At 40.2% G+C, this 24,121-nt stretch carries 25 protein-coding genes and 2 pseudogenes; 23 read left to right on the forward strand and 4 right to left on the reverse strand.

What is annotated here, in order from left to right; translation table 11 throughout:
• Positions 1–9 precede the first annotated feature (9 nt).
• The 10 genes from HT720_RS05655 (at position 10) to mnmG (ending at position 12,529) form a co-directional block, all read left to right on the forward strand.
• A complete protein-coding gene (locus HT720_RS05655) occupies positions 10–738 on the forward strand; it encodes an ABC transporter permease (RefSeq protein WP_049513034.1) in 729 nt (242 codons plus the stop codon).
• Between the two features lie 503 nt (positions 739–1,241).
• On the forward strand, positions 1,242–1,829 hold the full coding sequence (locus tag HT720_RS05660) for a hypothetical protein (RefSeq protein ID WP_049513036.1): 588 nt from the start codon (positions 1,242–1,244) through the stop codon (positions 1,827–1,829).
• A 285-nt stretch (positions 1,830–2,114) separates the two neighbouring features.
• Complete coding sequence (locus tag HT720_RS05665; RefSeq protein ID WP_049513038.1) at positions 2,115–4,223, forward strand: amino acid ABC transporter permease; 2,109 nt, start codon at positions 2,115–2,117, stop codon at positions 4,221–4,223.
• A complete protein-coding gene (locus HT720_RS05670) occupies positions 4,220–4,861 on the forward strand; it encodes an ABC transporter ATP-binding protein (RefSeq protein ID WP_049513039.1) in 642 nt (213 codons plus the stop codon). Before HT720_RS05665 ends, HT720_RS05670 begins: the two co-directional genes overlap by 4 nt.
• Before the next feature lie 206 nt (positions 4,862–5,067).
• On the forward strand, positions 5,068–5,874 hold the full coding sequence (locus HT720_RS05675) for an ABC transporter substrate-binding protein (RefSeq protein WP_001038472.1): 807 nt from the start codon (positions 5,068–5,070) through the stop codon (positions 5,872–5,874).
• A 16-nt stretch (positions 5,875–5,890) separates the two neighbouring features.
• Positions 5,891–7,087, forward strand: a complete 1,197-nt coding sequence (locus HT720_RS05680; RefSeq protein ID WP_173274935.1) for an argininosuccinate synthase — start codon at positions 5,891–5,893, stop codon at positions 7,085–7,087.
• Between the two features lie 28 nt (positions 7,088–7,115).
• The gene (argH, locus tag HT720_RS05685) at positions 7,116–8,507 is read left to right on the forward strand and encodes an argininosuccinate lyase (protein WP_173270164.1); all 1,392 of its coding nucleotides are present in this window, start codon (positions 7,116–7,118) and stop codon (positions 8,505–8,507) included.
• Positions 8,508–8,888: 381 nt separating this feature from the next.
• On the forward strand, positions 8,889–10,010 hold the full coding sequence (gene mnmA / locus HT720_RS05690) for a tRNA 2-thiouridine(34) synthase MnmA (RefSeq protein ID WP_173274936.1): 1,122 nt from the start codon (positions 8,889–8,891) through the stop codon (positions 10,008–10,010).
• Positions 10,011–10,150: 140 nt separating this feature from the next.
• A complete protein-coding gene (locus HT720_RS05695; protein ID WP_173274937.1) occupies positions 10,151–10,606 on the forward strand; it encodes an NUDIX hydrolase in 456 nt (151 codons plus the stop codon).
• 9 nt (positions 10,607–10,615) lie between these two features.
• The gene (mnmG, locus tag HT720_RS05700) at positions 10,616–12,529 is read left to right on the forward strand and encodes a tRNA uridine-5-carboxymethylaminomethyl(34) synthesis enzyme MnmG (RefSeq protein ID WP_173274938.1); all 1,914 of its coding nucleotides are present in this window, start codon (positions 10,616–10,618) and stop codon (positions 12,527–12,529) included.
• A 37-nt stretch (positions 12,530–12,566) separates the two neighbouring features.
• On the opposite strand, the gene HT720_RS05705 is transcribed toward mnmG, so the two are convergent.
• Complete coding sequence (locus HT720_RS05705; protein ID WP_050205233.1) at positions 12,567–14,246, reverse strand: ribonuclease J; 1,680 nt, start codon at positions 14,244–14,246, stop codon at positions 12,567–12,569.
• Position 14,247: 1 nt separating this feature from the next.
• Positions 14,248–14,481: a DNA-dependent RNA polymerase subunit epsilon gene (locus HT720_RS05710; protein ID WP_000639571.1), complete on the reverse strand. Its 234-nt coding sequence runs from the start codon at positions 14,479–14,481 to the stop codon at positions 14,248–14,250.
• A gap of 279 nt (positions 14,482–14,760) precedes the next feature.
• Between HT720_RS05710 and HT720_RS05715 the strand changes: the two genes are divergently transcribed.
• Positions 14,761–14,976 (forward strand): hypothetical protein, encoded by a 216-nt coding sequence (locus tag HT720_RS05715; RefSeq protein ID WP_050973707.1) that lies wholly within the window; start codon positions 14,761–14,763, stop codon positions 14,974–14,976.
• A 302-nt stretch (positions 14,977–15,278) separates the two neighbouring features.
• Here HT720_RS05715 and cibB read toward each other — a convergent pair whose 3' ends face one another.
• Entirely contained in the window at positions 15,279–15,431 is a 153-nt protein-coding gene (cibB, locus tag HT720_RS05720) for a fratricide two-peptide bacteriocin subunit CibB (protein WP_000974044.1), read from the reverse strand.
• Between the two features lies 1 nt (position 15,432).
• Positions 15,433–15,618 (reverse strand): fratricide two-peptide bacteriocin subunit CibA, encoded by a 186-nt coding sequence (cibA, locus tag HT720_RS05725; RefSeq protein ID WP_000180841.1) that lies wholly within the window; start codon positions 15,616–15,618, stop codon positions 15,433–15,435.
• A gap of 177 nt (positions 15,619–15,795) precedes the next feature.
• Here cibA and tsaB point away from each other — a divergent pair, with 177 nt between their 5' ends.
• From tsaB to HT720_RS05785, 12 genes and pseudogenes are all read left to right on the forward strand, one after another.
• Positions 15,796–16,479 (forward strand): tRNA (adenosine(37)-N6)-threonylcarbamoyltransferase complex dimerization subunit type 1 TsaB, encoded by a 684-nt coding sequence (tsaB, locus tag HT720_RS05730; RefSeq protein WP_050136988.1) that lies wholly within the window; start codon positions 15,796–15,798, stop codon positions 16,477–16,479.
• On the forward strand, positions 16,476–16,913 hold the full coding sequence (gene rimI, locus HT720_RS05735) for a ribosomal protein S18-alanine N-acetyltransferase (protein ID WP_173274939.1): 438 nt from the start codon (positions 16,476–16,478) through the stop codon (positions 16,911–16,913). The genes tsaB and rimI overlap by 4 nt, the downstream gene beginning before the upstream one ends.
• Positions 16,903–17,913, forward strand: coding sequence for a tRNA (adenosine(37)-N6)-threonylcarbamoyltransferase complex transferase subunit TsaD (gene tsaD, locus HT720_RS05740; protein ID WP_173274940.1), 1,011 nt, complete (start codon positions 16,903–16,905; stop codon positions 17,911–17,913). The genes rimI and tsaD overlap by 11 nt, the downstream gene beginning before the upstream one ends.
• Positions 17,914–18,019: 106 nt before the next feature.
• Positions 18,020–18,883: an XRE/MutR family transcriptional regulator gene (locus HT720_RS05745; RefSeq protein ID WP_173274941.1), complete on the forward strand. Its 864-nt coding sequence runs from the start codon at positions 18,020–18,022 to the stop codon at positions 18,881–18,883.
• A gap of 285 nt (positions 18,884–19,168) precedes the next feature.
• Positions 19,169–19,390 carry a hypothetical protein gene (locus tag HT720_RS05750; protein ID WP_173274942.1) on the forward strand — a complete coding sequence of 74 codons (222 nt, stop codon included), beginning with the start codon at positions 19,169–19,171 and terminating at the stop codon, positions 19,388–19,390.
• Positions 19,391–19,408: 18 nt separating this feature from the next.
• On the forward strand, positions 19,409–20,083 hold the full coding sequence (locus HT720_RS05755; RefSeq protein WP_061766830.1) for a type II CAAX endopeptidase family protein: 675 nt from the start codon (positions 19,409–19,411) through the stop codon (positions 20,081–20,083).
• Positions 20,084–20,094: 11 nt separating this feature from the next.
• Positions 20,095–20,762: pseudogene (locus HT720_RS05760) on the forward strand (lysostaphin resistance A-like protein).
• Positions 20,763–20,835: 73 nt separating this feature from the next.
• A pseudogene (locus HT720_RS05765) lies at positions 20,836–21,051 on the forward strand (Rgg/GadR/MutR family transcriptional regulator); the annotation flags it as partial.
• A gap of 230 nt (positions 21,052–21,281) precedes the next feature.
• Entirely contained in the window at positions 21,282–21,566 is a 285-nt protein-coding gene (locus HT720_RS05770) for a bacteriocin immunity protein (protein ID WP_173274943.1), read from the forward strand.
• 150 nt (positions 21,567–21,716) lie between these two features.
• Complete coding sequence (locus tag HT720_RS05775) at positions 21,717–22,943, forward strand: MFS transporter (protein WP_173274944.1); 1,227 nt, start codon at positions 21,717–21,719, stop codon at positions 22,941–22,943.
• 158 nt (positions 22,944–23,101) lie between these two features.
• Positions 23,102–23,797: an AzlC family ABC transporter permease gene (locus HT720_RS05780; protein ID WP_173274945.1), complete on the forward strand. Its 696-nt coding sequence runs from the start codon at positions 23,102–23,104 to the stop codon at positions 23,795–23,797.
• Entirely contained in the window at positions 23,787–24,110 is a 324-nt protein-coding gene (locus HT720_RS05785; protein ID WP_050207620.1) for an AzlD domain-containing protein, read from the forward strand. Before HT720_RS05780 ends, HT720_RS05785 begins: the two co-directional genes overlap by 11 nt.
• Positions 24,111–24,121 lie beyond the last annotated feature (11 nt).

A 24,121-nucleotide genomic window follows, 5' to 3' on the forward strand; every position in this document is an offset into this window, starting at 1 on the left:
GTTATAATCATGAAATTAAATAAATTGAATTTTCTTAAAGAAAATATAAGGGATTTATATTCATCAGGCGTAATATATCTCGGTTTGATTATCTCGTTTATACCGCCGATATTGGTTACATTCTTTATTCTAAATACTCAAGGGACATCACTTGGTATTAAGCATATTTCAAACTTTTATGCTATGCTCGGTATGTTAATGGCTGTTATACATGCTAACCGAATTATTAGCAGGGATTTTTCCCACAATACGATCAGTTTATTTTATAATCAACAGAAAAATCGGATGATTTACGTCTTGTCTAATTTTCTATATGCCATCTCAGTTTCCATTATTTATGCTTTGAATGGTATTGTGTTACTAGTCATCGTAAGTAAATTGGGTGTTCCAGGTGCTTTAGGATTAGATTTTATAGTAGCCATTGTAGTCAATACAATTTTGTTAGTCCTAGTTTATTTTCTATTATCTTACATTTTCTATTTATACAAATTGAAAAGTGGCTTGGTATTTGGTATTTTAGTAGCTTTACTACTCTTTGTCCCTAATATATTAAATACGATTATGATGAATACTAGTAATGATTTGTTTATCAAAGCAATTGAACTTCTTCCTTTTTATTCTTTACCTGTATTTGTGGCTTCAAATACGATGTCTATTAGTCAGTATCTTGTGGTAATCACTACAATCATCTTATTGTATTTTTTCACTCTCAAGAAAAGTAAGGAGTATTCATTTTAGTTTCGTTTAGTATTATTTTGAAGACTTAAAATCCAGCAAAAAATAAAAAGATGTTGCGCTGACTAAAGAAAATTAGAATGTATAACAGAGGTAAACAGATAATTGTAGGGGAATTAAGCCTTCTATTGATGAGCATGAATTTTCTTATAACATTATCCAACAAACTGACCTATGAAACTTCAAAAATTCAAAAACCACACGGTATTCCTTTCAACTTGATTGTATTCAAGACTGAAACTACTTGAAAATATTTAATATTTTTCTTTAATTGCTTGACAGGTTATATATGTTGATTTATAATATAGGTAAAGTAGGGATTGTGTAAGCGTTAACAAATACAGTGCCCTTAACTTTGTATTCAGCAAAGAATTATGATGCAGCTAGAAAAGAAAGAATTCTAGCTTGATACAATATTACCAGTCTTATTTAAAGTTGTTATGGAAATTTTTTCAAAATAGATAGGCCTCTGTTTTAGGCAGAAGCGTGAATCAGGAGGTTAAGTGATGAACTACAATTTAAAATATCTTTTATCAGGAATATTTGTCCTAGTCTTTATAGGTTTCCTAGTCTGGATGCGTTATTTTAATCAGAAGAAGGAAGAAGCGCATTCGGATGTGTCTTTTGAAACGAGGTTAGATAGTGAGGTCAAGGACTTATATAAACAACTAGGATTGGGTGAGGAGCCTCATTATTTCTTAGCCTATCGCTACCTACATCCCTGGTTTGATTTGGCGATTTTACCACCAACAGTTGAAATTTTCTTAACTAAAATAGCGCTGGTGATGGTGACTCCAGATGAACTACTGATAAGAAATCTTGGGAATGGGATGACTTTCACAAGTGAGCATCATCGTGATTTGCGGCAAGGACTTATCCGCATTCTAAAATCAGAGATGAAAGAATTTGAGATTCGTAACTGGAAAAGAGTTTTTATATTTGGCGATTTTTTGACAATTAAAACAAGCCAACATAGCTATTATTTACAGGTTAGAGATGATGGACTTCAAAAAGGAAGTCTTTCTACCAAACATTTCTCCGACTTGAAACGACAAGATTTTCTCGGATTATTAACAGATAAAAGAACATTCTGATAGACGATTGCTCTAGTGGCTTATTGTAAACTTTACAAATGAGCTGTAAATACTAGAATCTATTTAGAAAGGCAATTCCTATGAAAAATAAAATTTTAATCATTGTCTATCTTTTAGCCTCGCTAATCATCAGTTTTGTAATCTTTTCACTTTTGAATATTGATTTTAAATGGTGGACAACTCTGGCTATAAGTGCAGGATTTATTTACACCTATTTAAAATTTAGTAAAAAATAAAAAGTACCTGCACCTATCTCGCTTTCGTCTCTTCACGGGAGGTATCTCTATGAAAAAAATCAGTCATCTTTGTATGCTCTTGCTCTTGCTGTGTACTACGTTTTTTGTCCTGAATGTAAATGTTACACGAGAAATAGTGCGGATTCAGGAGATGGGCAAGACAACTTATTCATTTGACTTGTACTTGAAAGATGTCACTAAACCGACAGAAACGATTCTCCAGTTTTTTGAAGAGGTTGCAAGTCAAGACAAGGTCTCTATTATCAAAGTAGATAATGGCGATGAGGCCGTCAAGGCTGGTGTTTTTAATAAGGAAACCTTCCCCTATCAGGAGTTCGGTCTGACTTCTCTTGATTTTTCAAAGAATGAGAAGGGAGTCTATAGCAACCAGGACCTTCCCAATAATCTAGGAACCATTCCCACCTTTTTAAAGGTGAAACTCATTCGACTCCAGACCTTTCGATCCTATATTGAGGATAAATCCCATACTGTAAATGGGCGCTACATGATTACCTCCAGCAAAGAGATAGATCGTGATACCATTCTACAAAAGTGGAGTGATTTTTTCCAGATAGATAAGACGATTTTATTAGAACCCACTTACCGAAGTCAGGTTGGAGTGCTAAATCAAGAGTTGTTACTATCTATCATTATCTTTATCTTGGCAATCTTGCTTGTGATTTTAATGACAGTTTATCAGCCGATGATGGAGATGAAACGAGTGGGGGTTCAAAAGTTACTTGGTTTTCAAAGCAGGGCGATTTTAGCTGGTTTTGTAAAGACTAATTTTTATCTTCTCTTGGGTGGAAGTCTTGTCATTGACTTGGGACTATTTTTAGTGCTGGACTATAGACCAAAACTTTTGTTCCCAAGTTTACTCTTATCCCAATTTCTACTTTTACAGTTGTATTTGTTCATCAGTTGGCTGACCTACCTGATGATTCAGAAAATGACAGTCAGTTCCATGTTGAAAGGTTTTTCATCTGTCAAACTTGGTCTTATCTTCAATTATGTGATGAAAATAGGGACAACTATTTTACTGACGGCCTTACTGATTGGGGTGGGCAGAAGTTTAGAACAAGAAAACAAAGAACTTGCTTATCAGCAACAGTGGGTAAGTCAAGGTAATTACCTGACCTTGGAAACCTTCAAACTCAATGATAATCTGTGGCAAGAAGAGCTAGCAGGGTCAGGGAAATCTACAGATTATTTCTATCGATTTTATCAGGATTTGGTAGAAAAAACGCAGGCGGGCTATGTGCAGAGTAGCAGTCTTCCTGTAAAAAATTTTGTCCAATCAGAACAGATTCAGCAATATCAGTTAACAGATACGGTGGATGTTTACTATGCCAATCGCAATTTTCTAAAGAGCAAGGGATTCAAGCTACCAGATACCGGTATTAAAAAAGTTATTTTGATGCCAGCAAGTACGAAAGGTGAAGAAGATAAAAATCAGCTCTTGGGGAAGTTAATTGCCTTTCATTCGATGAAGTATGAAGAGCAGCAAAAACGAACGATAGAGGAGATGGATGTCGAGATTGCCTATTATGAAGGAGATTGGTCATTTTTCCCATATAGTGATAAGCGAAAGGAAAATCTCTCCAATCCAATTATTAGCTTGGTCAATGATTCTGATATGATGTGGGATGAGAAAGCCTCCCTGTCAACAACTGGCTTAAATAATCCGATTAAAATTGAAAATACGGTTCAACATCAAAAAGAGATTACAGAGTTAGTTGAGAAATTGTCAGATGGAAATTATTTAAAATTTTCATCGATTCAAGCAATTCAAGAGGGTATGGTTGATACCTATCGGGATTCTGTTCGTAATTTTAACGTTCTTTTTGCCTTATTTGCTCTTCTCAGTATGATTGTCTCCTACTTTTTACTCGTTACCACTTTCTTGTTGAAGCGCAGGGATATTATTACCAAGAAGTTTATGGGGTGGAAACTGGTCGATCGCTACCGTCCTCTCCTCGTTCTGCTCTTGCTGGGCTATAGTCTGCCTCTTCTAGTCTTGATTTTCTTTGCCCATGCGCTCTTGCCACTCCTACTTTTTGCAGGTTTTACATGTTTGGATATACTATTTGTGCTAGGCTTGGCTTCTAGGATGGAGAAAAGAAGTCTAGTAGAGTTATTGAAAGGGGGCATCTTATGATTGAGTTGGAAAATATTACCAAAATCATTGGGGGAAAAGTGATTTTGGATCACTTGTCTCTCAGGATTGATCAGGGGGATTTGGTAGCCATTGTTGGCAAGAGTGGTAGTGGTAAGTCGACCTTGTTAAATTTATTAGGTTTGATAGATGGTGATTATAGCGGACGGTATGAGATTTTTGGTCAGACAAATCTAGCGGTCAATTCTGCTAAATCACAAACAATAATCCGTGAACATATCTCTTATCTGTTTCAAAATTTTGCCCTGATTGATGATGAAACGGTCGAGTACAATCTTATGCTGGCGCTGAAATATGTGAAATTGTCCAAGAAAGACAAGCTCAAAAAGGTGGAAGAGATTTTAGAGAGAGTAGGTTTGTCAGCTACTTTGCATCAAAAGGTCTCCGAGTTGTCTGGTGGCGAACAACAACGAATTGCAGTTGCTAGAGCCATCTTAAAACCCAGCCAGCTGATTTTAGCCGATGAACCTACAGGTTCGCTGGACCCTGAAAATAGAGATTTGGTCTTGAAGTTTCTCTTAGAGATGAATCGAGAAGGGAAAACAGTTATTATTGTGACCCACGATGCTTATGTAGCCCAACAATGTCATCGGATCATTGAATTGGGCGAGGGGAAATGAGTTCGTTCAGCTCCTTTTGACTGACTGAATACTCATGTTTTCCAGAGAGAAATAGCATAAATACGCCTAGAAATGACATTTTTATGTAGTATTTCTAGGTTTTTTTGTTTTAAACTGAAAAAATTTTCAATTTAGGCTTGACAAACGATGAGGATAGTAGTATTATTTATACAACTAAAAAGAATAAACATAAAGGAGGCTTTGTTATGAATAAGATGAAGAAGGTGTTGATGACGATGTTTGGTTTAGTGATGCTCCCCCTACTATTTGCTTGTAGTAACAATCAATCGGCTGGAATTGAAGCTATCAAGTCCAAAGGAAAATTGGTTGTAGCCCTCAATCCAGATTTTGCTCCATTTGAATACCAAAAAGTGGTTGATGGGAAAAATCAGATTGTGGGTTCAGATATCGAATTAGCCAAGGCTATCGCAACAGAACTAGGTGTCGAATTGGAACTATCTCCCATGAGTTTTGACAATGTACTGGCTAGTGTTCAATCAGGAAAAGCCGATCTTGCCATATCTGGTGTTTCTAAGACAGATGAACGGAGCAAGGTGTTCGATTTTTCAATTCCCTACTATACTTCAAAAAATAAACTCATTGTCAAAAAATCTGACTTGGCCACTTATCAGTCTGTAAACGACTTGGCGCAGAAAAAGGTTGGAGCGCAGAAAGGTTCGATTCAAGAGACGATGGCGAAAGATTTGCTACAAAATTCTTCCCTCGTATCTCTGCCTAAAAATGGGAATTTAATCACAGATTTAAAATCAGGACAAGTGGATGCCGTTATCTTTGAAGAACCAGTTGCCAAGGGATTTGTGGAAAATAATCCTGATTTAGCAATCGCAGACCTCAATTTTGAAAAAGAGCAAGATGATTCCTACGCGGTCGCCATGAAAAAAGATAGCAAGGAATTGAAAGAGGCAGTCGATAAAACCATTCAAAAGTTGAAGGAGTCTGGAGAATTAGACAAACTCATTGAGGATGCCTTTAAAGCATCCATTGAAAAATAGAAAGAAGGAAAAGAACATGAGTAAAGAAAAAGTAATTTTGGCCTATTCTGGCGGTTTAGACACATCAGTTGCTATTATCTGGCTAAAGAAAGACTATGATGTTGTTGCAGTTTGTATGGATGTGGGTGAAGGGAAAGACTTGGATTTCATCCATGATAAGGCTCTCCAGGTTGGAGCAGTCGAATCTCATGTCATTGATGTTAAGGACGAATTTGCTACAGATTATGTGCTAGTGGCTCTTCAGTCACATGCCTATTATGAACAAAAGTATCCCTTGGTATCTGCCTTGAGCCGCCCTCTTATTTCTAAAAAATTGGTTGAAATAGCGCATCAGACAGGAGCGACTACAATTGCTCATGGTTGTACAGGTAAGGGGAATGACCAAGTACGTTTTGAAGTATCGATTGCAGCCTTGGATCCCAATTTAAAAGTGATTGCTCCAGTTCGTGAATGGAAATGGTCTCGGGAGGAAGAAATACATTATGCCAAGGAAAATGGGGTGCCTGTTCCTGCTGACCTTGACAATCCCTACTCTGTCGACCAAAATCTTTGGGGACGTGCCAATGAGTGTGGTATTTTGGAAAATCCGTGGAATCAGGCTCCAGAAGAAGCCTTTGGCATCACAACTTCTCCAGAGCAAGCTCCAGATATGCCAGAATACATTGAGATTGAGTTTAGTGAAGGTGTTCCAGTTTCCCTCAATGGAGAAGGGTTAAAATTGGCAGATTTGATTCAAAAACTCAATGAAATATCTGGGAAACATGGGGTCGGACGGATTGACCACGTGGAAAATCGCTTGGTTGGGATTAAATCAAGAGAAATCTATGAGTGCCCAGGGGCAGTGACTCTGCTGACAGCTCATAAGGAAATTGAGGATTTGACGCTTGTGAGAGAAGTGGCTCATTTTAAACCAATCATAGAAAATGAATTATCAAATCTCATTTATAATGCTTTGTGGTTTAGTCCGGCTACACAAGCCTTGATTGCTTATATTAAAGAGACTCAAAAAGTTGTCAATGGGACTGCAAAAGTCAAACTGTATAAGGGAAGCGCTCAGGTCGTGGCTCGGAAATCACCAAATTCTCTTTACGATGAAAATTTGGCGACGTATACTAGTGCAGATACCTTTGACCAAGATGCGGCTGTTGGCTTTATTAAGTTGTGGGGACTTCCAACCAAGGTTCATTCTGAGGTTCAAAAAAGTGCCAAATAGGGCGATTGGATAGAGAGGTGGATGTGATATGGCTAAGAATACAAAATTATGGGGTGGTCGATTTGAAGGTACTGTCGAAGACTGGGTAGAGCGCTTTGGTGCGAGTATATCTTTTGACCAGAAATTAGCTAAATTTGACGTGATTGGTTCTTTAGCCCACGTTCAGATGTTGGGTCAGACGGGCATTTTGAGTTTGAATGAGTCAGAAAAGATTCAAGCAGGCTTGAAAGAGCTTTTAGAAGAGCTAGAGGCAGGCCAACTTGACTTTGATATTGCAAACGAAGATATTCATATGAATATGGAAGTGTTGCTGACAGAAAAAATCGGTCCCCTTGCAGGGAAGTTACATACGGCTCGTTCTCGAAATGACCAAGTTGCGACAGATATGCACTTGTATCTCAAGGAGCAACTAGGTCATGTCCTAGATAAGCTGACTCATCTCAAGGGTGTTTTATTAGACTTGGCGGAAAATCATGTGGAGACGATCATGCCGGGCTATACCCATCTGCAACATGCCCAGCCTATTAGTTTTGCCCACCACCTGATGGCTTACTACAATATGTTTCAAAGAGACAGTGAACGTTTTGAATTTAACCAGCAGCATACAGACCTATGCCCTCTAGGTGCGGCAGCTTTGGCAGGAACGACTTTCCCCATTGATCGCCAATTATCTAGCGATTTGCTGGAGTTTAAGCAACCTTATACAAATTCTTTGGATGCTGTTAGTGACCGCGATTTTATCTTAGAATTTCTATCCAATGCCAGCATACTCATGATGCATATGAGCCGTTTTTGCGAAGAAATGATCAATTGGTGTAGTTTTGAGTACCAATTCATTACCTTGTCAGATACGTTTACAACAGGTTCCTCTATTATGCCCCAAAAGAAAAATCCAGATATGGCTGAGTTGATTCGAGGAAAGACTGGTAGAGTCTATGGGAATCTGTTTGGACTGTTGACAGTCATGAAGTCCTTGCCTTTAGCTTATAATAAGGATTTGCAAGAGGATAAGGAAGGAATGTTTGATACGGTCGAAACGATTTTAAATTCCCTCGATGTGTTGGCAGGTATGTTATCTAGTTTGCAGGTAAACAAGGAAAAAATGCAAGAGTCGACAGAGAAGGACTTTTCAAATGCAACTGAGTTAGCAGATTATTTGGCAGGGAAAGGCTTGCCATTTAGAGAAGCTCATGAGGTTGTGGGAAGATTAGTGCTAGATTCTATCAAGTCTGCTAAAAATATTCAAGATTGGACTTTGGAGGAATTACAAACCTATCATTCCCTCATTGCCGAGGATATTTATGTCTACTTGCAACCTAAAACTGCTGTTCAAAGACGAAATTCCTTGGGAGGTACAGGATTTGACCAAGTGAAATACCAAATTGCAGTAGCTAAGAAAGCGAATGAAGCTAGAAAGTGATAGATTGATAGGTTTAGAATAAGAGGTTGGTCTATTGACAGCCTCTTTCTTGTCTTCTCCAACCAAGCATGTTATAATGAATACTGCTCAAGCGACCTTCAATCGTGAAGCACACACGACCTTCAATCGTGAACTAGTCATTTCGTTTATCTTTTATTACGTCGTTAACTCGAAATGAGATGCAAGCTGAGCTAATTCAAGTTATGCTTGCGACTCGTTACCTATCATATTTTTATTTTAAGATGATAGGCTAAAATGGTCTCCCAGACCATTTTACTATTAAAAGCAAACGAAATGACTATACTCGAAGAAATTCTATTGAAAGTCATAGTAAATAGAATTTTGAGGGGTATAAATAAACGAATAGATGGGAGACTTACCATGAGTGATAACTCTAAAACACGTGTTGTCGTGGGGATGAGTGGTGGTGTTGATTCGTCGGTGACGGCTCTTTTGCTCAAGGAGCGGGGCTACGATGTGATCGGTATCTTCATGAAGAACTGGGACGACACAGACGAAAACGGCGTCTGTACGGCGACCGAAGATTACAAGGATGTGGCTGCGGTGGCAGACCAGATTGGCATTCCTTACTACTCTGTCAATTTTGAAAAAGAGTACTGGGACCGCGTTTTTGAGTATTTCCTAGCGGAATACCGTGCAGGGCGTACGCCAAATCCAGATGTTATGTGTAACAAGGAAATCAAATTCAAGGCCTTTTTGGACTATGCCATGACCTTGGGGGCAGACTATGTAGCGACTGGGCACTATGCTCGAGTGGCGCGTGATGAGGATGGCATTGTTCACATGCTTCGTGGCGTGGACAATGGCAAGGACCAAACCTATTTCCTCAGCCAACTTTCGCAAGAACAACTTCAAAAAACCATGTTCCCACTAGGACATTTGGAAAAGCCTGAAGTTCGCAGACTAGCAGAAGAAGCAGGCCTTGCAACTGCCAAGAAGAAAGACTCGACAGGGATTTGCTTTATCGGAGAAAAGAACTTTAAAAACTTCCTCAGCAACTACCTGCCAGCTCAGCCTGGTCGCATGATGACTGTGGATGGTCGCGATATGGGGGAGCATACAGGTCTTATGTACTATACGATTGGTCAGCGTGGTGGACTTGGTATCGGTGGGCAACACGGTGGTGACAATGCACCTTGGTTCGTTGTCGGAAAAGACCTAAGCAAGAATATTCTCTATGTAGGCCAAGGTTTCTACCATGATTCGCTCATGTCAACCAGCCTAGAAGCTAGCCAAATCCACTTTACTCGTGATATGCCAGAGGAGTTTACGCTCGAATGTACGGCTAAATTCCGCTATCGTCAGCCTGATTCTAAGGTGACCGTCCATGTCAAAGGAGATAAGGCAGAGGTTATCTTTGCAGAACCGCAACGCGCCATCACACCAGGACAGGCAGTTGTCTTTTACGATGGCGAAGAGTGTCTCGGTGGTGGTTTGATTGACAATGCCTACCGCGATGGACAAGTTTGTCAGTACATTTAGATTGACAAATTTTCTCAATTTGCTACAATAATAAAAGCAATAGAAATGATGGTCAAAGCTCATGGATGTTGCAGGCTTTTTTGTCCTGCACTTCTTTGGAGTTTTGACTGTTTTTGTGTCGTTTAGAGGAAAGGATAAAAATGACTCAACAAGACTTTCGGACAAAAGTAGGAAATACGGTTTTTGGTGTTCGAGCGACAGCTTTGATTGTCCAAAATCGTAAGCTTCTAGTCACCAAAGATAAGGGCAAGTATTACACAATTGGTGGTGCGATTCAAGTCAATGAAAGCACGGAAGACGCGGTAGTCCGTGAAGTGAAGGAAGAACTGGGTGTCAAAGCTCAAGCTGGGCAGCTAGCTTTTGTGGTTGAAAATCGTTTTGAACAGGACGGTGTTTCCTATCACAATATCGAGTTTCATTATTTGGCGGACTTGCTTGAAGATGCCCCATTGACCATGCAGGAAGATGAGAAAAGGCAGCCCTGTGAATGGATTGACATAGACAAGCTTGAGGGTATCAATCTAGTTCCAGCCTTTTTAAAAATAGCCCTGCAAGATTGGGACGGCCAACTAAGACACATCCATCTTGAGGAATAGGAGAGAAATATGACTTATCATTTTACTGAAGAATACGATATTATTGTAATTGGTGCGGGACACGCTGGGGTCGAGGCTTCCTTGGCCGCTAGCCGTATGGGCTGTAAGGTCTTGCTTGCGACCATCAACATTGAAATGCTGGCTTTCATGCCTTGTAACCCCTCTATCGGTGGTTCTGCCAAGGGGATTGTCGTGCGTGAAGTTGATGCCCTCGGTGGTGAAATGGCCAAAACCATTGACAAGACTTACATCCAGATGAAGATGCTCAACACAGGGAAGGGGCCAGCTGTCCGTGCCCTTCGTGCGCAGGCTGACAAGGAGCTTTACTCCAAGGAAATGCGCAAGACGGTTGAAAATCAAGAAAATCTGACCCTTCGTCAAACCATGATTGATGAGATTTTGGTGGAAGATGGCAAGGTTGTCGGTGTTCGTACAGCGACCCATCAAGAGTATGCTGCCAAGGCTGTTATCGTGACGACAGGGACCGCCCTCCGTGGGGAAATTATCATTGGAGACCTTAAGTATTCATCAGGTCCTAACCACAGCTTGGCTTCTATTAATCTTGCTGACAATCTCAAGGAATTGGGCCTCGAAATCGGTCGTTTCAAGACAGGAACGCCTCCACGTGTCAAGGCTTCTTCTATCAATTATGACGTGACCGAGATTCAGCCAGGAGACGAAGCGCCTAATCATTTTTCATACACTTCACGTGATGAGGATTATGTCAAGGACCAAGTGCCATGCTGGTTGACCTATACCAATGGTACCAGTCATGAGATTATCCAAAATAACCTCCACCGTGCGCCTATGTTTACAGGTGTGGTCAAGGGAGTGGGACCTCGTTACTGCCCATCGATTGAGGACAAGATTGTGCGCTTTGCGGACAAGGAACGTCACCAACTCTTCCTTGAGCCAGAAGGGCGCAATACTGAGGAAGTCTATGTTCAAGGACTTTCAACCAGTCTGCCTGAGGATGTCCAGCGTGACTTGGTTCATTCCATCAAAGGTTTGGAAAATGCAGAGATGATGCGGACAGGTTATGCCATTGAGTATGATATGGTCTTGCCTCACCAGTTGCGTGCGACTTTGGAAACCAAGAAAATCTCAGGACTTTTCACTGCTGGTCAGACAAATGGAACGTCAGGTTACGAAGAGGCGGCAGGCCAAGGGATTATCGCTGGTATCAACGCGGCTCTGAAAATCCAAGGCAAGCCTGAGTTGATTTTGAAGCGCAGTGACGGTTATATCGGAGTGATGATTGATGACTTGGTGACCAAGGGAACCATTGAACCCTACCGTCTCTTGACCAGTCGAGCTGAATACCGCCTCATCCTCCGCCATGACAATGCTGATATGCGTTTGACGGAGATGGGACGTGAGATTGGTCTTGTGGATGATGAACGCTGGGCTCGCTTTGAAATCAAGAAAAATCAATTTGAAAATGAGATGAAGCGACTAGATAGCATCAAACTTAAGCCAGTCAAAGAAACCAATGCTAAGGTTGAGGAGATGGGCTTCAAGCCGTTGACCGATGCAGTGACAGCCAAGGAATTCCTTCGCCGTCCAGAAGTTTCTTATCAAGATGTGGTGGCCTTCATCGGACCAGCTGCAGAGGACTTGGATGACAAGATTATCGAATTGATTGAAACAGAAATCAAGTATGAAGGCTATATTTCCAAAGCCATGGACCAGGTTGCTAAGATGAAACGCATGGAAGAAAAACGCATTCCAGCCAATATCGACTGGGATGATATTGATTCTATCGCGACAGAAGCTCGCCAGAAGTTCAAACTTATCAATCCAGAAACTATTGGTCAAGCCAGCCGTATTTCGGGAGTAAACCCAGCAGATATTTCTATTTTGATGGTGTATCTGGAAGGTAAAAATCGTAGTATTTCTAAAAATCAAGAAAAGAAAGCATAGAGAAAAACAGCTCCGAAAATCGGGGCTGTTTTATGATTTATTCTTCATCTGGTGTGAGGATCATAGGGATGATGATCGGTTCACGTTCTGTATTTTCATAGAGGAAGGGGCGAATAGCGTTGACAATGGCACCATTGACAGATTGAACGCTAGCGTCCTTGTTTTTCAGTGCGATACGAATGGCATTGAAGAGGATTCGCTGGCTTTGGCGAATCAAGTCGCCAGATTCTCTCATGTAGACAAAGCCTCGGCTGAGGATGTCTGGACCAGATAGAATCATCTGTGATTTGAAGTCAACAGTTGCGACTGCCAGAACGACACCGTCTTCAGATAGATCACGACGATCTTTGAGGACAGCAGCACCGATTTCACCGATACGATTTCCATCGACATAGATATCTTGGGCGTTGAAATGACCTGCAATACGAGCTGAGTCAGCAGTAAGGGCAAGCACATCACCATTGCTCATGATAAAGATATTGTCCTTCTCAACACCAGTATCTACCGCTAGTCCAGCGTGGACTTTTTGCATGCGGTATTCACCGTGGACAGGCATGAAGTATTTTGGCTTAATCAAGCGGAGCATGAGTTTTTGCTCTTGCTGACCACCGTGTCCAGATGTATGGATATTATTCACTTTACCGTGGATAACTTCGACACCAGCTTCAGAAATGATGTTGATCAGCTTGTTGACGCTAGTCGTATTTCCAGGGATTGGACTTGAAGAGAAGATAACTGTATCACCTGGTTGGAGTTGTACCTGACGGTGGGTTCCGTTGGCGATACGAGAGAGGGCTGCCATCGGCTCACCCTGGCTACCTGTACAGAGGATCAGAATTTCTCCTGCAGGGTAGTCTTTGATTTCATTTGGCTCGATAAAGGTTCCCTTAGGAGCTTTGATGTAGCCAAGATCGATTCCGTTGACAATGGCCTTTTCCATAGAACGACCAAAGACAGCGATCTTGCGCCCAGTCTTAACAGCAGCTTCTGTTGCTTGCTGGAGACGGAAGATATTTGAGGCAAAGGATGCAAAGATGATACGTCCCTCTATGCCTTGGATAATCTTCATGATGGACTGGCCAACGACTTTTTCAGAGTTGGTAAAGGTTGGAATTTCTGCATTTGTCGAGTCAGACAGGAGACAGAGTACACCGTCTTCACCAAGAGCTGCCATACGGTGCAAATCTGCTGGTTCACCAACTGGTGTTAAGTCAAACTTGAAGTCACCCGTACAGACAATTTTCCCTTGAGGAGTATGAATGACAATCCCCAAAGGTTCTGGAATAGAGTGAGTCGTTCTAAAGAAAGTTGCCTTGAGATTTTTAAAGGTCAACTCAGTGTTGTGGTTGATTTCGTAAAGTTTGGCGTTGCGCAAGAGGCCGTGTTCTTCGAGTTTCCCACGGATCAAAGCCAAGGCAAGCGGTCCAGCATAGATAGGGACATTTGCTTGCTTGAGCAGGAATGGAATCCCACCGATGTGGTCCTCGTGTCCGTGTGTGATTAAGACAGCCTTGACGCGGTCGATGTTGTCTACGATGTAAGAGTAATCAGGAATAACGTAGTCGATACCCAGCAAGTCATCTTCTGGGAATTTAATCCCAGCATCGACGATGATAATCTCATCTTGGTATTCAATCCCGTAAGTGTTTTTCCCGATTTCTCCCAGACCACCGATGGCAAAAACGCCGACTTCTTCAGGTTTAAGAGTGTAGGCCATATTAGAACTCCGTAATTTCGAAGGCGCCAGTTTCTTTTTCGTAATCTAGCAATTTGTCAGACAAGAGTTCGATATACTCGATATTGTACTCTGGGCGATTTTCTTCGACAAGTTGGCGAGCAGCGATACGGCCCTCAAGTTCTGAGTTGGCATCGATGTCTAGGTAAAGTGCGCGTGTAGTTTCACGACGTGGGCTACGTTCTTTTGTTTCTTGATAAAAAACTTTGTAAATCATATAGTTCCTTTCTATTTACAGGTCAGCTTATTCCAAACTTTTAGCATAGATTTGCTTGATTTCATTCCATTTTGTGTCTAGATTGACCTTGATTCGTTACAATTATTTCAATTATACCACAAAATGAAAAATTAGTAAAAGACGGAAACGAGAAAGTCACAGGCCGGCTTCTTTAGTAAACGTTTGCAAAAATAAAGAAAATATGTTATTTTGATAATGGAAATGAGTTTTATTGTTTGTCATAATTCCATATAGTTTTTAAGTCAAGGAGGTTGCCCTATGTATAACTTATTTGCTTTTGCTATCGGAGCTCGCTTGGTAGCTTTTATTGTTTTTGTTGCTTGCGTTTATGCGGGGAATCTTCTATTTGCCAAACTGGAACAACGACAAAGCAAGTTCTTGTGGAAAATTACCTTTGTGACTCTCTACTCGATTTTTCTCCTCCTCGTAACCTATGTCGTTTGGTTTGTATTTTACTTTGGATTAAATGCTTAGATGCCCTGCTCATGCTGGGGCATTTTTGTTTGGGAATAAAGAAAATTCCACCCCATCTATCAAGATGAGGTGGTCTTTGCATTTTTCTAAAATGACATGACAATGGAATTTTCAGAGCTTATTATTTTTATGGGAGTCATTGTTCTGTTCAAAAATAGAGTTGAAGCATAAAAATAAAACAATACAAACAGATAAATCGATTGGTAAAGGGATAGTAGTAATGTTTAAATCATTGAGAATGCTGAGCAAACTATAAGAGATAAAGATAATAAAATTTATCCTTCTAAAAATGTGTTTCTTATCTAGCATGATTTACCAAACTTTTTACGAAGGTCTTTTCCAATGGTATAACCTGCCATAAATAAAGCGATACCAACACCTACACCAAAGCCACCCTTTATTTCTTGCAATTCCTTATTAGAAATTTCACAATAGTTGTTCAAATCTTTCATCATATTAATCTCCTCCTAAAAAATAACCAGCTGCCAAACCAGAACCTATAAGTGCTGTTCCACCTGCAATAGCTTTCCAAGATACTGCTACTCCAAAGATAACCAAGGGAGCGAGACCGCCATCAATATCTGATAATTCATTTTCAGATAAGGATAAAAATTGATTGTCAAGAACGTCAAAATTTGTCATTGAACTTTCCTCCTTTTTTCTTGTTCACTTTTATATTCGGAAAAGAAAAGGAAAAGTGAACATTTTTTTAAATTATTTTTAGTTAAGTGAGGGCACTCTTGTTTAGGGATAAAGAAAATTCCCATGTGCCAGCTTTTGTAGTATAATAGTAAGCAGACAAAAAGATAGGAATGTGTTATGAAAGTATTAGCTTTTGATACGTCTAGCAAGGCTCTTTCTCTCGCTATTTTAGAGGATAAGCAGGTTCTTGCCGAGACGACGATTAACATCAAGAAAAATCACAGTATTACCCTCATGCCTGCCATCGATTTTTTGATGGCGAGTTTGGATTGGATACCCAAGGACTTGGACCGAATCGTGGTGGCGGAAGGACCAGGTAGCTACACAGGCTTGCGAATCGCGGTAGCCACTGCTAAGACGCTGGCTCATACTCTGAACATTGAGTTGGTTGGTATGTCGAGTCTCTTGGCTCTGGTGCCATACCAACAAGAAGGTCTGTTCGTTCCTTTGATGGATGCGCGTCGCAACAATGTTTATGCAGGATTTTATGAAAATGCCAAACCTGTCATGCCAGAAGCACACCTGCCTTTTGAGCGAGTCATTGAGCTAATCAAGGGTGCTAGTCAAGTTACCTTTGTCGGAGAAGTTGGCCCCTTTGTGGAGCAGATTCAAGAACACTTGCCAAGGACTAATCTCAAAGAAACCTTGCCAAATGCAGCTAATCTAGCTCTCTGGGCCTGGGACAAGGAAGCAGACTCCTTGCATGATTTTGTGCCGAATTACCTCAAACGAGTCGAGGCTGAGGAAAACTGGCTCAAGAACCACACCGAGTCTGGTGAGTCTTACATTAAACGCCTATGATAGAAATCAAACGAATCCAACAACAGCCTGACTTGGCTCAAGACATCTACGCTGTCATGGCAGCTGTTTACCCAGTCAGTCCTTGGACGTTGGAACAAATCCAAGCAGACCTGTCCCAAGACCAGACTTGGTATGCTCTAGCTTATGATGGGGCAGAAGTGATTGGATTTCTAGCTGTGCAGGAAAATATCTTTGAGGCAGAAGTCTTGCAAATCGCTGTTAAAGGAGCCTATCAGGGTCAGGGGATTGCCTCGGCCTTGTTTGCTCAATTGCCAACAGACAAGGAGATTTTCCTTGAAGTCAGAAAGTCAAACCAACGAGCGCAAGCATTTTACAAGAAAGAAAAGATGGCGGTCATCGCTGAGCGAAAGGCCTACTACCATGATCCAGTCGAGGATGCCATTATCATGAAGAGAGAAATAGATGAAGGATAGATATATTTTAGCATTTGAGACATCCTGTGATGAGACCAGTGTCGCCGTCTTGAAAAACGACGATGAGCTTTTGTCCAATGTCATTGCCAGTCAAATTGAGAGTCACAAACGTTTTGGGGGCGTAGTGCCAGAAGTAGCCAGTCGTCACCATGTCGAGGTCATTACAGCCTGCATCGAGGAGGCGCTAGCAGAAGCAGGGATTACCGAAGAGGACGTGACAGCTGTGGCGGTTACCTATGGACCAGGCTTGGTCGGAGCCTTGCTAGTTGGCTTGTCAGCTGCTAAGGCCTTTGCTTGGGCACATGGACTTCCGCTGATTCCTGTTAATCACATGGCTGGTCACCTCATGGCAGCTCAGAGTGTGGAGCCTTTGGAGTTTCCTTTGTTGGCACTCTTGGTCAGCGGTGGACACACAGAGTTGGTTTATGTTTCTGAGGCTGGTGACTACAAGATTGTTGGGGAAACTCGAGATGACGCGGTTGGTGAGGCCTATGATAAGGTTGGCCGTGTCATGGGCTTGACCTATCCTGCCGGTCGTGAGATTGACGAGCTAGCTCATCAGGGACAGGATATTTATGATTTCCCCCGTGCCATGATTAAGGAAGATAATCTGGAGTTTTCGTTCTCAGGTTTGAAATCTGCCTTTATCAATCTTCATCACAATGCCGAGCAAAAGGGAGAAAGTCTGTCTACAGAGGATTTGTGTGCTTCCTTCCAAGCAGCTGTATTGGATATTCTTATGGCAAAAACTAAGAAGGCTTTGGAGAAATACCCTGTTAAAACCCTAGTCGTGGCAGGTGGTGTGGCAGCCAATAAAGGTCTCAGAGAACGCCTAGCAACTGAAATCACAGATGTCAATGTTATCATTCCACCTCTGCGCCTCTGCGGAGACAATGCAGGTATGATTGCCTATGCCAGCGTCAGCGAGTGGAACAAAGAAAACTTTGCAAACTTGGATCTCAATGCCAAACCAAGTCTTGCTTTTGATACGATGGAATAAAATGGAGTCAGCTTAAGGCTGGCTTTTTTAATCGCCAAAGTGTCAGAATATTTTGACAAAACTATAAAAATAATGATATAATATGCAAAAGCTAGGAGGTGGTAGGATGATTGAAAAAATGGAATTGGGGGAATTTTACAAGGAATTACGTTTGGCTAGAAAGCTCAAGCAGTCAGATGTGGCTTGTGGTGGACTAACAGCTTCTCAGCTATCCAAGTTCGAACTAGGGCAGTCTATGCTATCTGCGGATAAGTTGATCCTAGCCATCCAAGGGATCAATATGAATTTTGATGAGTTTGGTCATAAGCTCAACAATTATCAAGAATCCCTACATATGCAAATTGGTAGAAAGGTTGTGGATCGCTTTGCCCACCAAGATATAGCTGGTTTAGAGCAACTATTAGAGGAGGTCAAGCAAGAACAGATGGCAGAGACCTATCGTCGTTTGAATGCTATTGTAATCAAAGATGCCATCCATTCCTTAGATAAAAGCTATCCGCTAGCAGAGGAGGATAGCGAATTTTTGACTACCTACCTCTATGCTATTGAGTCTTGGACCTGGTTTGAACTCTATCTCTTTTGCAATACCATGCCCTTCTTGAGCAACCAAGATTTGATATTTTTATCAACCTCCTTACTTGAAAAATCCAAGGAATTTAAAGAGTTGGTACATAATAGACTGTATATGAAAAGTGGATTTCTGAATATTATATCAGAACTCATGGAGCGTAAACTTTTCTCTTATATCCCAATTTTTGAAGCTGAGCTAGAGAGCATGCTTCGTCCATACGATGTTTTTGAAAAAGTATTGTGGCAGTTTTTAAAGAAAATGAAGATTTTCCTTCAAACCAAAGGAAGCAATCAAAAAGAGATTGAAAGCTATCTCCAATCTCTGCAAGTATTAGAAAATCCACAATTGATAGCCCTTTTTGAATTACGTTTGCAGCAATACAAAGAACTTATCGATTAGTTAGAAATGGGAAAAAGATAATAATCTCAGCGATGATTGTCAATAATGTTAAAACTTGTTTCTTCATAATTACTTTCCTCCTCATTAGTAATAACTTTATTATAGCAGGGAAATAATCAAATCTACCAAAATCGCAAATAAGAAATTGCTACAAGAAAAAATGTCAAATATGCGATTTTCTAAAATAAGCTAATTTTCGTGTTATACTGTCCTTGTAAAGCACTTGAAGCAAATCCTAGGTCGCAGAAGTGGTTTACAAATAAAATAATTGAAGGAGTGTAAAAGATGTTAAATTTACAATTTGCAGAAACAATGGAATTGACAGAAACTGAGTTGGAGAAGGTCTATGGTGGAAATTTCACTACGGTTTGCGCAGGTGAAAATATTGGTTGTGGTGGCAGTGCTTTGCCTGCTTGGGGAGGTAGAGGTATTAGTCCCAGACCTTATGGGGCATTTGATTGGACTAATGGGCTGATTGAAGGACTGTTTGGAAAACGCCGTAACTAATATTTAGGAGAAGAAACTATGAAAAGGGGAGAAACGAAATTTTACCTAGGAACCATTTTGGTACTTATGTCTTATTACTTGATTTTTAGTTTAGTAGTGAGATTAGAGTTTGTGGATCAATTATCAGATTTTGGATTTTATGGGATTCAAATTTTATTGATAGTAATTGAAGGAATTGCTAGTACTGTGCTTCTTGTTAAGAGTCAACGTTGGAAAGATTACGGTCGATTTCAGTTTCGTTGGTCCTATCTGGGTATCTTCTTTCTTTCCTTTATATTGATGTTTTTGTGGGTAAATATAACGACTAGGATCTTTCCCAGCACACAAAATAGTAGTGCTATAAAAGAAGCCGTAGCCAATTTGACGGGAATTAGTTATTTTGTGACACGTATTCTCTATGGCAGTCTTATTGCTCCGATAGTTGAGGAGTTAGTTTTCCGTGGCCTTCTGATGACAGCCCTATCTAAATTTAAAAAATACTATATTGATGCCATTATTTCTTCCGCACTCTTTAGTCTCATCCATGTTTTACAATATGGATGGGTGTTAACAGACTTCATCGTTTATGCAGGAGCAGGTCTGCTACTCTGTATTCTTTTTCGTTATACACGTTCAATTTATTGGTCAATGGCACTTCACATCTTGTGGAATACCTTTTTAATTATTGTGAGCTTATTGGTGTTTGGATATTAGAAAGATGAAATATGAAAAAGATAATTTCTAAATACTATTTTATTGTAGTTGTTCTGCTTATCATTGCTGACCAGAAGTTCAGTGTTCTAGTTTTACGCAGCGACCTTGTTACTGGGCTATCTGACTTTGGCTATTATCTGTCGGATATGATGTTGAATTTTCTTGTGGTTTTATTTGCTCTTATTGCTATGATTTGGTCTGGGAAATGGCAGAAAATCAATAGTAGAAAGTTTAAAGGATCTTATCTTTTCTATTCCTTCCTAGCTCTGCTTGCTTTTGTTGCTTGGAATTTTGTCACCTTTTTTCTTTTCCCACCTACTCGAAATGAAATTTCTTATCAACATGCTGCTCCTACTTTTACAGGAGCTACGGCATTTTTGATGTATTTTTTTATCCTGTGATTGCAGGTCCCATTTTTGAAGACATGATTTATCGTGGATTAGTGATGACTGCTCTGGAAAAAGGAAAGAAATGGGGGCTAGATGTACTTGGTTCCGCTGTTTTATTTGGGGTCTCGCACATTAGTAATCACGGTTGGGTATTGACAGACTTTGTCTTCTATATGGGTGGCGGACTCATATTTGCAGTCTTATTTAGAGTGACAAAGTCCATTTATTGGCCTATTGGACTGCATATAGTCTACAATGGCATTGGTCAGATTTTGATGTTATTACACTAGGATTTAAAAAGATGAAAATTTCAGAGTATTTGATTTTGGTAAAAAGTTTTGAATTACTATGAAGAAATTTTCATTTGAAGCTGAGCTGGAGAGGATGTTACGACCGTATGATGTTTTTGAAAAAGTATTGTGGCAGTTTTTAAAGAAAATGCAGATTTTCCTTCAAACCAAAGGAAGCAATCAAAAAGAGATTGAACACTTTATCCAATCTCTGCAAGTATTAGAAAATCCACAATTGCTAGCCCTCTTCGAATTGCGTTTGAAGCAATACAAAGAACTTATTGATTAGTCAACAATCGCAAATGTGATATTTTTGTGAGAAAAAATGTCAAATATGCGATTTTCTAAAATAAGCCAATTTCTGTGTTATACTATCCTTGTAAAGCACTTGAAGCAAATCCTAAGTCGCAGAAGCGGTTTATAGATGGGAATTCGGACAGTATATGTTTAATTCTGAGCATACTGTAAATAGTTGGACTAAAAGTGAAACTTGGCGTCCTAGATAAAATGAGGTAAACGATGGGAAAACAGAGTCAGTTACAAATTTTAATTCATTCCCTGTACAATAATAAAGAAATTAGCTTGACGGAAGAATTTAGGAAGCAATTGCTGGAGACAGCGAAACAGTTTTCTAGTAGTAATGAAGATTTGCTAGCTGTACGTCTCTCATTTGCCATCTCTAAAGAATTGTTGGGATTTAAAGGTAAACCGCCGACAGAGTTGTTGGATTTAGCAAAATTTGTACAAAAGAAAGAAGCTAAATACAAGCAGGGAATAGTGTGGTCTGGTATTTTTAAGATATGATTTATTATAAAATACGGTATTAACGGTTATATAATGAATGAATCTAACATGAAAAATATATGAGCAAGACTTGGATTTCAATGCCAAACCAAGTCTTGTTTTTGATACACTGGAATAAAAATTCCAACTGGAATTTAAAAAGGAGTTGTGATGAAAGTATTTCTTCAAAATAGAGATTTTAGGCAATTAACCATCAACCAGTGGATTTCAACACTTGGGGATACGATTTTTTATCTGGCCTTCCTGAATTATGTGGCAGATGCGTCTTTTGCCCCTCTGGCGATTTTACTCATCACGATTTCAGAAACTCTTCCCCAAGTTCTACAAATCTTTCTGGGAGTTTTGGCGGATTTTCAACATCATCGTGTCTTGAAATACACAGTCATTAGTTTTGCAAAATTTTTGCTTTACTCTATCGTTTCTTTATCACTTTCAGGGCAGTCCTTTTCCTTAGTATTAGTAGCATTTATTTGTCTGATTAACCTCTTGTCTGACACATTGAGTTATTTTTCAGGCGCCATGCTCACTCCGATTTTCATTAGAATTATTGGACAAGACCATCTGGCAGAAGCTATTGGATTTAAACAGTCAACTGTTAGCTTAGTAAAAACAATCAGTAATATTCTAGGAGGAGTCTTACTAGGTATTCTATCTATCCAGTTTATTTCCTTACTGAACGCTCTTACATTTTTAATCGCATTTTTAGGTATCCTATTCATAAAAACTGACCTCTTGAAAGTAGAAAAAACGATTAGCTATCAAAAAGGACTCTCTGTAAAATCCTTTTGCCAGCATTTGCTCCAATCATCGAAATTGATATGGAATATGAATAAGGTGCTCTTGGTTTTGTTTATTATTTCTATTAGTCAAGCAGTGATAAATGTTACAGTTCCTGTTTCTACTCTGTTTTTGAGAAATCAACCCTTTTTGAATTTACAAACAGGTCAATCTCTTGCCTTGCTATCCACTTTTGAACTGTCAGCCCTGATTGTCGGAAGCCTTGTAAGTGGCTATCTGAAAAATATGATTTCTATAAAAACAGCTCTCTATGCCTCACTTGTCATCCAGTTGCTTCTTCTAGTAGGATTTGCCACAGTTCGTTTTGATTGGATTCTCATCTTTAGTACCTTGGATGCCTTTTTCGCGGGTATTCTCTCTCCTAGATTGCAAGAAGTCGTCTTTAAACAAATACCTGAGGAGTCAATGGGAGCAGTTCAATCTTCTATCGGTGCCATTACGGTTGTTTTACCTAGCTTATTTACAATAGCTTTGGTGACCATTGCTACTAGCTTTGGAACTCTGGCAGTTAGCTTTGTTTTATTGCTATTTCTTCTAGTTGCCTTTGCCATGCTCTTGAATATTCGTGAAAGTATCTAGCGGAGAATTTCTATAATATATGTTTGAGACTGGATTGCCAGTCTTTTTATGATAGCTACAATCAGCAGACTTTTTTCTCTTTCCTGAATGTGTTATAATAGTCCATGCTGTGGCTGGAACTGATTCAGCCCATTTATTAAGATAATATGAGGAGAAAGATGAAAGAAAAAGGATTTTGGGAGGGAGCGCAGGCAGCTATGCCAACGGCCCTTGGTTATGTCAGTATCGGGCTGGCCTGTGGAATTATCGGTGCGCCCTATGTGACACCTGTAGAGATGGGCTTGATGAGCCTCTTTGTTTATGCTGGGAGTGCCCAGTTTGCCATGTTGGCCCTGATTGCGGTTCAAGCACCTGTAGCAGCTATTGCTATGACGGTTTTTTTGATCAATTTGCGTCTCTTTTTGTTGAGCTTGCATGCGTCAACCTATTTCCGTCATACCAGTCTCTGGCAAAATATCGGTATGTCTAGCCTCTTGACAGATGAGACTTATGGCGTTTTGATGGGTGAATTGGCCCATACAGACAAGGTCAATCCTATGTGGATGCACGGAAACAATCTCAACAGCTATGTGGCTTGGTTTGTGGGAACAGTAGTCGGAACGGCTCTGGGTGGCCTGCTGCCAAATCCAGAAATCTTTGGATTGGATTTTGCCCTGGTTGGGATGTTCATCGGCATTTTTGCTTCGCAATTCCAGATTATGCAAAGACGGATTCCTGTCCGCGATCTGCTTATTATTCTAGCAGTTGTTGCGGTGTCCTTCTTTTTACTCTTGACAGTGGTGTCTCAGTCACTAGCTGTTCTCTTTGCGACGCTACTTGGTTGTAGCATGGGGGTGGTGTTAGATGGTCAGTAAGTATCTTTTATTAGCAGTTATTTTCTCTGGTCTTGTGACTTGGATTCCCCGTATGATTCCCTTCATCTTGGTCAAGTATAAGGGTTTGCCTGCAATCGTTGAGCGTTTTTTGAAGTTCTTGCCCGTTTCTATTATCTTTGCCTTGATTCTTTCAAGCGTAGTGACAGGTAAGGTTGGGAACCTTCCTCAAATCAAATGGCTGGACTTCTTAGCAGTCTTTCCAACGGCTTGGGTGGCCTTTCGCTACCGCAATCTAGTCGGTACGGTTCTCTTTGGAGTGGTCTTAATTGCAGTCTTGCGTTTGGTCTTTTAATACTCTTCGAA

It is taken from the genome of Streptococcus sp. 68 (genome assembly GCF_013277415.1).
Classification (GTDB): domain Bacteria; phylum Bacillota; class Bacilli; order Lactobacillales; family Streptococcaceae; genus Streptococcus.